We start from the raw sequence: 12,524 nt of genomic DNA, 5'->3' as shown, positions 1-12,524 counted from the left end.
GGTCGTCGGGTGCCTTCCATAGCGAAACCGGATGGTCTGCAAGGCGCCCACAACGGACTGATGATGTTTGCAAGCGCAATGGCGGCTTTACGATCGTAAAGCCGCCGGTCTCGGGAGCCTGATCTCTGTTTGCTGTCCGGTTAAACCGGCAATCCAACCAGCAAGGGCGGCGACTGCGGTTTGGGCGGTGAAGCAGCCGCTCATAAGGAGTGGGCCGAGGATCGAAAGTCTCAGCACATGGATTTGAAACGGATTTTTACCGTTTCTTTATATTTTCCCCCTCATATTTCTCGAAAATTTTAATAGAGCATTTCCTAGTATGACCATGTCGCAATACCAACATGGGGTGTACATATGGATCTCGTCTATCTCGCCGGTATCGGGCTGTTCTTTGCCCTGATGCTTGGTCTCGCTGCCGGCTGTGCCCGGCTCGGGGGTGCCAAATGACCTGGCTTTTCATTCTCAGCGGCGCTGTCGCCGCCGGCCTGCTGGTCTATCTGATTGCAGCGCTTATTAATCCGGAGGACTTCTCATGAGCAATCATGCCTGGATTCTGCTCGGGATTTTTCTTGTTGTCCTGTTACTGACCGTCAAACCGTTGGGGACTTACATCGCTAACGTGATGGAAGGTCGCTTCCGTCTGGCCGGCAAGATCGAAAGCCCGATCTATCGTCTGTGCGGCATCCGTCCGGACGAGGAAATGGGCTGGCTGAAGTATGCCTGCGCCATCCTGCTTTTCAATGTGCTTGGTGTCTTGGCCGTTTATGCCCTGCAACGTTTGCAGGCCGAGCTGCCGCTCAATCCGCAGGTTTTCCCGGCGGTCAGCCCGGACTCCGCCTTCAACACGGCGATCAGCTTCGCCACCAATACCAACTGGCAAGGCTACGTCGGCGAAGCGACGATGAGCTATCTGACGCAGATGCTGGCTCTCGCCGTACAGAATTTCTTCTCGGCCGCCACCGGCATCGTTGTCGTCATTGCGCTGATCCGCGGTTTCGCCCGCCATACGGCCAAGACCTTCGGCAACGCCTGGGTCGACCTGACCCGCATCACGCTGCACGTGCTGCTGCCGATTTCGATCATCTATGCGGTTTTCCTGACTGGCCAGGGCGTCATCCAGAATTTCAATGCCTACAAGGACGTGACGACGCTGGAAGTAACCAGCTTTGACAATCCGAAGCTTGATGATGCAGGTCAGCCGCTGAAGGACGACAAGGGCGCCGTCGTGACCGAACCGGCGCAGACGCAAACCCAGACGCTGGCCATGGGCCCGGTTGCTTCGCAGGAAGCGATCAAGATGCTTGGCACCAACGGCGGCGGCTTCATGAACGCCAACTCGGCGCATCCCTACGAGAACCCGACGCCGCTGAGCAACTTTATCCAGATGCTGTCGATCTTCCTGATCCCCGCCGCGCTGTGCTTCACCTTCGGTCGTATCGTCGGCGATACGCGCCAGGGCTGGGCGGTGCTCGCGGCAATGACGCTGATGTTCGTCGCCCTGGCTTATACGGCGATGCATTTCGAACAGCAGGCCAATCCGCTGCTGACCCAGCTGGGCGTCGATCCGGCATCCGGCAACATGGAAGGCAAGGAAACCCGCTTCGGCATTGGCGATTCCGGCCTGTTCGCCACGATCACGACACTCGCCTCCTGTGGCGCAGTCAACGCCATGCACGATTCGTTTACGCCGCTCGGCGGCCTGGTGCCGCTGATCGACATGCAGCTCGGCGAAGTCGTCTTCGGCGGCGTCGGTACCGGCCTCTATGGCATGCTGGTCTTCGCCATCATGGCCGTCTTCATCGCCGGTCTGATGATCGGCCGGACGCCGGAATACCTGGGCAAGAAGATTGAAGCCTTCGAGATGAAGATGGTGTCCATCGCCATCCTGGTCACACCGCTGCTGGTGCTGGTCGGCACCGCCATCGCGGTCATGCTTGCCGACGGCAAGGCCGGTATCGCCAACCCGGGCGCCCACGGCTTCTCGGAAATCCTTTATGCCTTCACCTCGGCCGCCAATAACAACGGCAGCGCCTTCGCCGGGCTGTCCGCCAACACGCCGTTCTACAACGTGATGCTGGGCATCGCCATGTGGTTCGGCCGCTTCGGCGTAATCGTGCCGGTACTCGCCATCGCCGGTTCGCTGGCCGCCAAGAAGCGCATTGCCGTCGGCGCCGGCACCCTGCCGACCCATGGCCCGCTGTTCGTCACGCTGCTGATCGGCACCGTGCTGCTGGTCGGCCTCCTGAACTACGTCCCGGCGCTGGCCCTTGGCCCCGTCATCGAGCACCTGGTGCTCTGGGCCGCTCACTAAGCGCTTGGGGAGAAAACCATGACACGCAAGACTTTTACCCTGTTCGATCCGACGCTGGCCCTGCCGGCGATCGCCGATGCTTTCCGGAAACTGAATCCGGCCGTGCAATGGCGCAATCCGGTGATGTTCGTCGTCTACGTCGGCAGCATCCTGACCACCATCCTGTGGGTGCAAGCCCTTGGCGGCCAGGGCGAGGCGCCGGCCGGTTTCATCCTGGCCATCACCATCTGGCTGTGGTTCACGGTGCTCTTCGCCAATTTTGCCGAAGCGCTGGCCGAGGGGCGCAGCAAGGCGCAAGCCGCGTCGCTGCGCGGCCTGAAGAAGGAAACCTGGGCCAAGAAGTTGGCTGAACCGCGTTTCGGCGCTCAATGGCAGATGACCCCGGCCGCCGACCTGCGCAAGGGCGACGTCATCGTCGTCCAGGCTCAGGAAACCATCCCGGCCGACGGCGAAGTCATCGAAGGTGTCGCCTCGGTGGACGAATCGGCGATCACCGGCGAATCGGCCCCGGTCATCCGCGAATCCGGTGGCGACTTCTCGGCCGTTACCGGCGGCACCCGCGTGCTGTCCGACTGGATCGTCGTCCGCGTCACCGTCAATCCGGGTGAAACCTTCGTCGACCGCATGATTGCCATGGTCGAGAATGCCAAGCGTCAGAAGACGCCGAACGAAATCGCCCTGACCATCCTGCTGGTCGCGCTGACCATCGTCTTCCTCGGTGTCATCGTCACCCTGCTGCCCTTCTCGATGTTCAGCGTCGAAGTGGCCGGCGCCGGCACGCCGATCAGCATCACCGTGCTGATCGCGCTGCTCGTCTGCCTGATCCCGACGACCATCGCCGGACTGCTGTCGGCCATTGGCGTCGCCGGCATGAGCCGCATGATGCAGGCCAACGTGATCGCCACCTCCGGGCGCGCCGTCGAAGCGGCCGGCGACGTCGATGTGCTGCTGATGGACAAGACCGGCACGATCACGCTGGGCAATCGCCAGGCGTCGGTTTTCCTGCCAGCCGATGGCGTCAGCGAAGCCGAACTGGCCGATGCCGCCCAACTGGCCTCACTGGCCGATGAAACGCCGGAAGGCCGCAGCATCGTGGTGCTGGCCAAGCAGCGCTTCCAGTTGCGCGAGCGCGACATCCATGCCCTTGATGCCCACTTCGTGCATTTCTCAGCACATACCCGCATGAGCGGGGTGGATATGGCCGGTCGCCAGGTGCGCAAGGGTGCGGCCGATGCCATCAGGAAACACGTTGAAGCGCTGGGCGGCAAATTCCCGGCATCGGTGTCGGGCTATGTGGATGAAGTCGCCCGCCGTGGCAGCACGCCGCTGGTCGTTGCCGATGGTACCCGCGTCATGGGCGTCATCGAGCTCAAGGACATCGTCAAGGGCGGCATCAAGGAGCGTTTTGCCGAACTGCGCAAGATGGGCATCAAGACCGTCATGGTGACCGGCGACAACCGCGTAACGGCCGCCGCCATTGCCGCCGAGGCGGGGGTCGACGATTTCCTGTCAGAAGCGACGCCGGAAGCCAAGCTCGCGCTGATTCGCAAGTACCAGGCCGAGGGCCGGCTGGTCGCCATGACCGGCGATGGTACCAACGACGCTCCGGCGCTGGCCCAGGCCGATGTCGCAGTGGCCATGAATACCGGTACGCAAGCCGCCAAGGAGGCCGGCAACATGGTCGACCTGGATTCCAACCCGACCAAGCTGATCGAGGTGGTCGAAACCGGCAAGCAGATGCTGATGACGCGCGGCTCACTGACCACATTCAGTATTGCCAATGACATCGCCAAATACTTCGCGATCATCCCAGCCGCCTTCGTGACGACCTACCCGCAACTCGCCGCGCTCAACGTCATGGGGCTAGCCAGCCCGGCCTCGGCCATTCTGTCGGCAGTGATCTTCAATGCCCTGATCATCGTCTTCCTGATCCCGCTGGCGCTGAAGGGCGTCAAGTACCGCCCGCTCGGTGCCGCGACGCTGCTCCGCCAGAACCTGGCGATCTACGGCCTGGGTGGCGTCATCGTTCCCTTTATCGGCATCAAGCTGATCGACTTGGCGATTGCCGCCGTCGGCCTGGCCTGAGGAGAAAACTCATGAAAACCCTATTACGTCCCGCTGTCAGCCTCTTCGTCCTGCTCACCGCCGTCACCGGCGTAGTTTATCCGCTGGCTGTCACCGGCATCGCCAAGGTTACCTTTCCGGAGGCGGCTGACGGTAGCTTGATCGTCAAGGATGGCAAGACTGTTGGCTCCAGTCTGATCGGGCAGAATTTCAGCGACCCCAAGTATTTCTGGGGCCGACCGTCAGCCACCAGCCCGATGCCATACAACGCATCGTCTTCCAGCGGCTCCAACCAAGGGCCGCTCAATCCGGCCTTGGTTGATGCTGTCAAAGTGAGGATTGAGGCTTTGAAGGCGGCCGACCCCGACAACAAACTGCCGATCCCTGCTGATCTGGTCAATGCCTCGGCGAGCGGTCTCGATCCACACATCAGCCCGGAAGCAGCGGCCTATCAGGTGACTCGCGTCGCCGGCCAGCGCCATCTGCTGCCGGCCGACGTCAAGGCACTGGTCAGTCAGCACACCGAAGGTCGCCAATGGGGTGTCTTCGGCGAACCCCGGGTCAATGTGCTGCAACTCAACATTGCGCTTGATTCCGTTAGCAAATAAACCATAGAAAGACTCTTATGAAAAAAATCTCCGTGTCCATCCTGGCTGTTGGTGCCGCCGCCCTGGGTGCCGCCTTTTCCGCTCCGGCTTTTGCAGAAGAAGCCGCTGCATCCGCTGCTGAAGTTCCCGCCCTGACCGGCAACCTTGGCCTGTTCTCCAGCTACCGCTTCCGTGGTATCGATCAGACTTTCGGCAAGCCGGCCCTGCAAGGTGGTTTTGACTACGCCCACTCCAGCGGTGTCTATGTCGGCAACTGGAACTCCAACGTCAATTCCGGTGCCGGCTACCCGGAAGGCAATCTGGAAATGGACTTCTACGGTGGTTACAAGCAAGCCATCGGCGATTTCGGCATTGACGTCGGCGGTCTGTATTACTACTACCCGGGCTCCACCTACCTGAACAAGACTGTCAAGAACGGCGAGTTCTACGTCGGCGCCAGTTGGAAGTTCGTCACCCTGAAGTACTCCTACGCGGTGACCGATTACTTCGGCGCCAAGACCAGCACCGGTGGTGACACCAAGGGTTCCAGCTACATCGACCTCAGCGCCAACTACGATCTGGGCGGGGGCTGGGGCATCAACGGCCATGTTGGCCACCTCGACTTTGCCAAGATCAGCAACGGTTCTTACACCGACTGGAAGATCGGCGTGACCAAGGATCTGAGCGGCTGGGTTGTCGGTCTTGCCTATATCGGCACCGATGCCAAGGGCGACTGTGCTGCCGCTGAGTTCTATTGCTTCTCCAGCGACCTGAGCCCCGCAGGAGTTCAGACGGGTACGAAAACCAGAGATGCCGGTCGTGGCACCGCCGTTCTCTCCGTAACCAAGAGTTTCTAAGTCAAGGCAGATGCCAGCGCTTAAAACAGTGCGATGGGGAGCGGGCCGTTCCGCTCCCTTTTACCGCCAGTGGATCGAGCGATGGCGGGTACATCACCCAATCGAGGAATATCAATTGAATACCATCGCCGATCTACTCCGGGCAGAAGACATTCTTCTCAATCTCGACGTTGCGACCAAAACCCAGCTTATTGAAGAAATCGGCCGGCACATGCAGGCGAGACATGGCATGCCGAAAGATTGGGTCATCCTCAGCCTCTCCCGGCGGGAAGAAGTCGGCTCAACCGGCCTGGGCGAGGGAGTAGCCATTCCGCATGCCCGAATCAAGTATCTCGATCGCATTCAGATCGCCTATTTCCGCCTGGCATCACCGATTCCTTTTGCCGCCCCGGATGACAAACCGGTGTCCGACATCCTTGTCCTGCTCGTGCCGAAACAGGCGATGGAAGAACACCTCAACATTCTGGCCGATGCAACGCGGATGTTTTCCAATGCCCGCTTTCGCGAGCGCCTGCACTTGTGTGAAGACGCATTGGCAGTACTTCAACTGTTCGCCAGCTGGCCGCACCTGTCCTGACTCGACAAGCTCAATTTATATGTTCTTTTTATAGCGAAGCACCAATATTTTTCAGAATCTTGAAATCGTTTTTCCTAGTATTCGTGATGTACCAGACCTGTTGAACCGAAAGAATATGGATGCCGTGAATTTTCTGCTGGCCGTTGCCGTCATCCTCATTCCCCTTGGGCTGGCCTGGCTGTATATCAATCGAAAGTGAAGGACACCATGAGCTCAGATTTATGCATCGGCATCGCCTCGACCAATGACTCGCTGGAAATCGCCGCACTGGAACCCGGCAAAGCTGCCGTGGTAACGAAATTTCCGGCAACGGGAATGGGGATTGAAGGCATCAGGGCCTTTCTGTCCTGTTACGCAAATCCGGTGCGGATGGCCGTGGCAGGTGTCGCGGCCTTGAGTCTGGCGCTGAGTCTGGGCAATGTTCGCGGTCGGGAAACCTTCATCGTTTCTAGCGCTATCGCCGATCAGGCGGTAGCCCTGGCCCGTTATGCCGAACATGCTGCATAACCTGTCATGGCACTACACACATGTCCGGTATGTGGTGATCGACATGAGGTTCACCCGGTACTCAACCGTCTGGCCTATGGTCGGCAATTGACCTGTTCCCCGCACTGCAAGTCGGTCTTCCCGGGGTTGATTCGGGCGCGCGTGCTCGCTGAAATGGCTAAAAGCGTGCAGGATAGGGTTGTCGAAACGCAGGGGGATATTGAATGCTGATCAATTGTGTTGCCTATGAGAACGGCTCGCGCCTGGCCGACTTGGCAGTTGAGGAAATCAGCGACTATCTGGCCAAACCGGATTGCTTCGTCTGGGTAGCCCTACGCGATGCAACACTGCAAGAGCTCGACAAGATGAAGGAAGAGTTCTCGCTGCACGAACTGGCCGTGGAGGATGCTCGCCATGGTCACCAGCGACCGAAGATCGAGGAGTATGGTGATTCGGTATTCGCCGTCATGCACCTACTCGAAGATGACAAGGGCGAGTTCAATATCGGGGAGGTCAATGTCTTCGTCGGTCAGAACTACATTCTGTCGGTCAGAAACCATAGCCAGCAGCATTTTCTCGGGGTGCGCGAACGCTGCGAGCGGGAGCCGCACCTGCTCAGTCACGGGGCGGGCTTCGTCCTCTATGCCCTGATGGATGCAGTCGTCGATCGCTACTTTCCGATCATGGACCGGCTGGAGTCGGAACTCGAAGAAATCGAGGAGCAGATCTTTACCAAGGGCGCCGCCCGCAGCAATATCGAGCGGCTTTACGACCTGAAGCGCAAGATTACTTTGCTCAAGCATGCCGTCGCGCCAATGATGGAGGCCACTGGCAAGCTTTCAGGTGGCCGTGGGCCGGCAGTCTGTGCCAACAGCCGGGATTACTTTCGCGATGTCTATGATCACCTCGCGCGGATCAACGCCTCGCTGGATACGATCAGGGACACCATTGGTACCGCCATTCAGGTCAACCTGTCCATGGTGACCATTGAAGAAAGCGAAGTGAACAAGAAGCTGGCGGCATGGGCTGGTATTTTTGCCATCGCCACCGCTTTTGCCGGCATCTGGGGAATGAACTTCAAGGCAATGCCCGAACTGCAATGGGAGTACGGTTACCCGATGGCGCTTCTGACCATCAGCGCGGCCTGTGTTGCGCTATATGTCCACTTCAGACGCGTCGGCTGGCTATAAGGATGGATTGATGGCTGATCAAAGACCCGACCCCGATCAACTGCTCAACCGCGTGAATGCGGAAGAAGCCAGGTCCAAACGCGGCAAGCTGAAGATATTTTTCGGCGCCTCAGCCGGGGTCGGCAAGACCTACGCCATGCTGGGCGCAGCGCGGCAGCAATTGCTGGCCGGGGTGGATGTCGTCATCGGCATCGTCGAGACCCATGGCCGGATGGAAACGGAAGTCATGGCTGACGGCCTGGAATACCTGCCATTAAGGGATATTCCCTACCGCGACCGCCTACTCAAGGAATTTGATCTGGACGGCGCCCTGGCCCGCAAGCCGCAACTGATCCTGATGGACGAACTGGCCCATTCCAACGTCGCCGGTTCGCGTCATGCCAAGCGCTGGCAGGATATCGAAGAATTGCTGGCGGCCGGCATCGATGTCTATTCGACCGTCAATGTCCAGCATCTGGAAAGCCTGAACGACGTGGTCAGCGGCATTACCGGCATCCGCGTTTGGGAAACGGTGCCGGACAAGGTGTTCGATGCCGCCGATGAGATTGTCCTGGTCGACCTGCCACCCGATGAACTCCTGCAACGCTTGCAGGCCGGCAAGGTCTATCTGCCCAATCAGGCAGAACGGGCGATTCGCAACTTTTTCCGTAAGGGCAACCTGATTGCCTTACGCGAACTGGCGTTGCGCCGCACGGCCGACCGGGTCGATGACCAGATGCTGCAATACCGGCGCGATCAGCTCGTGTCGCCGGTCTGGCAAACCCGGGATTCCCTGCTCGCCTGCATCGGAACTGGCGCGGGAGGGGAAAAGATCGTCCGCACCACGGCCCGTGTTGCCAACCGGCTGGAAGCCCCTTGGCACGCCATTTACATCGAAACCCCGGCGTTGCAGCGGCTGTCCGAGAACAGTCGCCATCGGATCCTGCGCAATCTCAAGCTGGCCGAGGAACTGGGTGCCCAGACGGCTACGCTATCGGGCAACGATGCTGAAGGGGTCGCAGTCAAATATGCCCGCGATCACAACCTGTCGAAAATTTTCGTCGGCCGGGATCACCCGCGCCCCTGGCGTCCCTGGTACCGATCCTTCGCCGACCGCCTTGGCCAGCGAGCGCCCGACCTCGATGTACTCCAGGTGGCGCGCGCCGATATCGACCGGGAACCCGGGCAAGCAGCCCGGGAGAGCATTGGCGACAGCATTTTCGACCAGTGGCCGGCTTACGCGAAAGCAGCCGCAGGTTGCGCGCTGGCTGGGGTTGCAGCTGCCGCGCTGTTCCCGATTGTCGACCTGCCCAACATCGTCATGGTCTTTCTGCTCGCGGTGGTGCTGGTCAGCGTGCGCTACGGCCGCGGCCCAGGCGTGTTGGCATCCTTCCTTTCCGTTGCGATTTTTGATTTTTTCTATGTCCCACCGCGCTTTTCCTTTGCGGTCAGTGATGTGCAATACCTGATGACTTTCGCCGTCATGCTCGCGGTTGGCCTGATCACCGGCCAGTTAACCGCCGGCTCCAAATACCAGGCCAAGGTGGCGACGCGCCGGGAACAGCGCGTCCGCTCGCTCTATGAAATGTCGCGCGACCTTTCAGCGGCGCTGATGCCCGACCAGATCACTGAAATCGGCGAACGCTTCATCGTTGCTGAACTGGGGGCCAAGGCCGCTTTCCTGCTAACCGACGACAACGACCGCTTGCAGCCGGCTCTTCCCTCGGCCAATGGCCTGCCGGCTGTCGACATGGGTATTGCCCAGTGGGCTTTTGATCACGCCGAAGCAGCAGGCCAAGGGACCAATACGCTGGCGGCCAGCCCAATTCTGTATTTGCCATTGAAGGCGCCAATGCGCCAGCGCGGGGTGTTAGCGCTGGAAATGCGCGATACGGACCGCCTGCTCATCCCGGAGCAGCGGCGCTTGCTCGACACCTTTGCCTCTCTAATTGCCATCGCACTGGAACGGGTGCATTACGTTGAGGTCGCCCAGAACACGACCGTGCAAATGGAATCGGAGCGTCTGCGCAACTCCGTGCTCTCGGCCATTTCCCATGATCTGCGGACCCCGATGAGTGTCTTGGTTGGGCTGGCCGATTCGATGTTCCTGACCCAGCCGCCACCGACCGGACCGCAGGCCGAAATTGCCCACTCCCTGAAGGAAGAGGCGCTGCGCGTCAGTAGCCAGGTCAACAACCTGCTCGACATGGCCAAGCTACAGTCAGGCCGGGTGGAGTTGAACCGGCAATGGCAGCCGTTGGAGGAAGTGGTTGTCAGCGCCCTGAAAACACTGGAGCGGGCCTTTGCTGAGCATCAGATCAGCGTCTCGCTCGATGAAAACCTGCCACTGGTCAACATTGACTCCGTGCTGATGGAGCGAGTTATCTACAACTTGCTGGAAAACACAGTCAAATACACGCCGCCGGGCAGCTTGGTCGAAATCGGTGCCAACGTCACAGAAAGGATGATTGAGGTCTGGGTTGAAGATAACGGCCCCGGATTGCCCGAAGGGAAAGAGGAAATTATTTTCAAGAAATTTGAACGGGGGCAGCCGGAAAGTGCCACCCGGGGCGTCGGTTTGGGACTGGCCATTTGCCGGGCTATTGTCGAAGCGCATGGTGGAGAAATTTATGCTGTGAATCGGCCGCAAGGTGGTGCGCGTTTCATGTTCACCCTGCCAAGGGGCAATCCGCCATCGCTTGATGCTGAGGAAATGCCAGCAGACGAGGAGGCTCATTAAATGACTACCACTACACCAATCGTGATCGTCGTTGAGGACGAAGCCAAGATACGTCGCTTCATCAAACTGGCTCTGGAAGCGGAGCAACTGGAGGTATTCGAGGCCGATTCAGTGGCTCGCGGCCTGATCGAGGTTGGCACCCGCCACCCCGATCTGGTGGTGCTCGATCTCGGCCTGCCGGATGGCGACGGCATCGACCTGATCCGCGACGTGCGGACCTGGTCGGACATCCCCATCATCGTTCTTTCAGCACGCACGGCCGAAGGCGACAAGGTGGCCGCACTTGATGCCGGCGCCGATGATTACTTGATCAAGCCGTTCGGTGCAGCTGAACTGCTGGCTCGCGTCCGGGCCCATCTGAGGCGGCGTTTCCGGGCCGGAACGACAGGTATGACGGTCTTTGAGTTCGGCAATGTTCGCGTCGACCTCGGCAAACGTATCGTTGAAAAGGATGGACAGCAGATACACCTGACACCGATCGAGTTCCGCCTGCTCGCCTACCTGATCGCCAATCCGGATTCCGTCCTGACCCATCGTCAGCTATTGAAGGCGGTCTGGGGGCCATCCCATATTGAGGACAGCCACTACGTTCGGGTTTACATGGGACATGTCCGGAAAAAAATCGAGGATGATCCTACGCGCCCCAAGTTCATACTGACGGAATCTGGTGTTGGTTACCGGTTTGTGAGCTAGCGATATTGACCCGACAATCGACGATTCAGCTTGGAAGCGAAAGTCTGCATTCTGATCACTTAGCTGCCGTTTGGATTTCTTGGTTTTGACCTGCCTGAATGACCGCCTCTGGGCCGAAGGCGGCCTCCCGACTTTCAGAAAATGTGCAGAACAGCGCCTACCGTACCTCTTGAATAGCAGGTTCCGGATACCCGAATTGAATGCCGACGAATGGCCTGAGGCCCCAATGGCTGAATTTGCATGCACTCTGTCTGGCTGAACAGTAGCCGCCGTTCAACGGCCAGCCTACGATGCCGTTTTGCCAATAGAAGGAAACAGCATGCAGGCGTTTCAGGATTACTACCCGGAAAATCTGGCGCATTGCTACGGCTGCGGCCGCAATAATGCGCAGGGGCATCAGATCAAGACCTACTGGGAAGGCGACGAAACCGTCACGCATTTCCAGCCACGCCCCGAGCACACGGCGATTCCCGGCTTTGTCTATGGTGGCCTGCTCGCTTCGCTGATCGACTGCCATGGAACGGGGACGGCCGCTGCCGCAATGTACAAGGCCGAAAACCGCAGCATGGACAGCCTGCCGGCCTTTCGCTTCGTCACCGGCTCGCTGCAGGTCAGTTACCTGAAGCCGACGCCGCTTGGGCCAGTGCTCGAGATACGCGGCAAGGTAAAGGAAATCAAGGGTCGCAAGGTCGTGGTCGAAGCCACGGTATACGCGGATGGCGTTGCCACGGCACGCGGCGAAGTGATCGCCCTGCAAATGCCGGATACCTTCGTGGCAAGCTGATCCTGGCAGCTTTTAACTTGGCGCTGACTGGATACGCCCGCCCCCTCCTCCCGGCTCCCACGGCGGGCTTTGCATAGCCCGCCGGCTGCGCTGGCGTAAAACCTTGCTTCACGAAACCCCAACCTCGCCCCGTTAAGCGGGAAGGGTGTGGAGGGGTTGAGCTGCTGGTCAACTGCGCTTTCCTTGAATTATTCAGCGCCACGCGGTCGAAGCTATCAACTGCCGTCCCGGGCAGCGTATCCTTGGCGCCCACGCC

Annotated in this window: 11 protein-coding genes; all 11 read left to right on the top strand. The window is 59.5% G+C overall.

All coding sequences use genetic code 11. The features are described 5' to 3' along the window. The first annotated feature begins 443 nt into the window (after positions 1-443). The 11 genes from kdpF to DARO_RS05600 all read left to right on the top strand — a co-directional run bounded on the left by kdpF (position 444) and on the right by DARO_RS05600 (position 12,268). The gene (gene kdpF, locus DARO_RS22735; RefSeq protein ID WP_041224234.1) at positions 444-536 is read left to right on the top strand and encodes a K(+)-transporting ATPase subunit F; all 93 of its coding nucleotides are present in this window, start codon (positions 444-446) and stop codon (positions 534-536) included. Beyond that, on the top strand, positions 533-2,311 hold the full coding sequence (gene kdpA, locus DARO_RS05645; protein ID WP_011286852.1) for a potassium-transporting ATPase subunit KdpA: 1,779 nt from the start codon (positions 533-535) through the stop codon (positions 2,309-2,311). Before kdpF ends, kdpA begins: the two co-directional genes overlap by 4 nt. An 18-nt stretch (positions 2,312-2,329) precedes the next feature. After that, positions 2,330-4,396: a potassium-transporting ATPase subunit KdpB gene (gene kdpB / locus DARO_RS05640; RefSeq protein ID WP_011286851.1), complete on the top strand. Its 2,067-nt coding sequence runs from the start codon at positions 2,330-2,332 to the stop codon at positions 4,394-4,396. A gap of 11 nt (positions 4,397-4,407) precedes the next feature. Beyond that, complete coding sequence (gene kdpC, locus DARO_RS05635) at positions 4,408-4,983, top strand: potassium-transporting ATPase subunit KdpC (protein ID WP_011286850.1); 576 nt, start codon at positions 4,408-4,410, stop codon at positions 4,981-4,983. A gap of 17 nt (positions 4,984-5,000) precedes the next feature. After that, positions 5,001-5,819, top strand: a complete 819-nt coding sequence (locus tag DARO_RS05630; RefSeq protein WP_011286849.1) for a TorF family putative porin — start codon at positions 5,001-5,003, stop codon at positions 5,817-5,819. Between the two features lie 115 nt (positions 5,820-5,934). Further along, positions 5,935-6,396: a PTS sugar transporter subunit IIA gene (locus DARO_RS05625; protein ID WP_041224233.1), complete on the top strand. Its 462-nt coding sequence runs from the start codon at positions 5,935-5,937 to the stop codon at positions 6,394-6,396. A 207-nt stretch (positions 6,397-6,603) separates the two neighbouring features. Beyond that, on the top strand, positions 6,604-6,903 hold the full coding sequence (locus DARO_RS05620; protein WP_157037143.1) for a hypothetical protein: 300 nt from the start codon (positions 6,604-6,606) through the stop codon (positions 6,901-6,903). Positions 6,904-7,106: 203 nt separating this feature from the next. After that, positions 7,107-8,072 carry a magnesium/cobalt transporter CorA gene (corA, locus tag DARO_RS05615; protein WP_011286846.1) on the top strand — a complete coding sequence of 322 codons (966 nt, stop codon included), beginning with the start codon at positions 7,107-7,109 and terminating at the stop codon, positions 8,070-8,072. A gap of 10 nt (positions 8,073-8,082) precedes the next feature. After that, on the top strand, positions 8,083-10,791 hold the full coding sequence (gene kdpD / locus DARO_RS05610; protein WP_011286845.1) for a two-component system sensor histidine kinase KdpD: 2,709 nt from the start codon (positions 8,083-8,085) through the stop codon (positions 10,789-10,791). Next, positions 10,792-11,484 carry a two-component system response regulator KdpE gene (gene kdpE, locus DARO_RS05605; protein ID WP_011286844.1) on the top strand — a complete coding sequence of 231 codons (693 nt, stop codon included), beginning with the start codon at positions 10,792-10,794 and terminating at the stop codon, positions 11,482-11,484. It begins immediately after the preceding gene. 319 nt (positions 11,485-11,803) lie between these two features. Then, positions 11,804-12,268, top strand: coding sequence for a PaaI family thioesterase (locus DARO_RS05600; RefSeq protein WP_011286843.1), 465 nt, complete (start codon positions 11,804-11,806; stop codon positions 12,266-12,268). Positions 12,269-12,524 lie beyond the last annotated feature (256 nt).

The organism is Dechloromonas aromatica RCB, from assembly GCF_000012425.1.
Note: the sequence above shows the minus strand (reverse complement) of the source record. Positions and strands in the feature narration are given on the sequence as shown.

What these genes read in the sequence shown, in the direction of transcription:
- DARO_RS05630 (WP_011286849.1), top strand. Translation starts at nt 5,001, where the DNA reads ATGAAAAAAATCTCCGTGTCCATCCTGGCTGTTGGTGCCGCCGCCCTG.
- DARO_RS05620 (WP_157037143.1), top strand. Translation starts at nt 6,604, where the DNA reads ATGAGCTCAGATTTATGCATCGGCATCGCCTCGACCAATGACTCGCTG.
- kdpA (WP_011286852.1), top strand. Translation starts at nt 533, where the DNA reads ATGAGCAATCATGCCTGGATTCTGCTCGGGATTTTTCTTGTTGTCCTG.
- corA (WP_011286846.1), top strand. Translation starts at nt 7,107, where the DNA reads ATGCTGATCAATTGTGTTGCCTATGAGAACGGCTCGCGCCTGGCCGAC.
- kdpF (WP_041224234.1), top strand. Translation starts at nt 444, where the DNA reads ATGACCTGGCTTTTCATTCTCAGCGGCGCTGTCGCCGCCGGCCTGCTG.
- DARO_RS05600 (WP_011286843.1), top strand. Translation starts at nt 11,804, where the DNA reads ATGCAGGCGTTTCAGGATTACTACCCGGAAAATCTGGCGCATTGCTAC.
- kdpC (WP_011286850.1), top strand. Translation starts at nt 4,408, where the DNA reads ATGAAAACCCTATTACGTCCCGCTGTCAGCCTCTTCGTCCTGCTCACC.
- kdpD (WP_011286845.1), top strand. Translation starts at nt 8,083, where the DNA reads ATGGCTGATCAAAGACCCGACCCCGATCAACTGCTCAACCGCGTGAAT.
- kdpB (WP_011286851.1), top strand. Translation starts at nt 2,330, where the DNA reads ATGACACGCAAGACTTTTACCCTGTTCGATCCGACGCTGGCCCTGCCG.
- kdpE (WP_011286844.1), top strand. Translation starts at nt 10,792, where the DNA reads ATGACTACCACTACACCAATCGTGATCGTCGTTGAGGACGAAGCCAAG.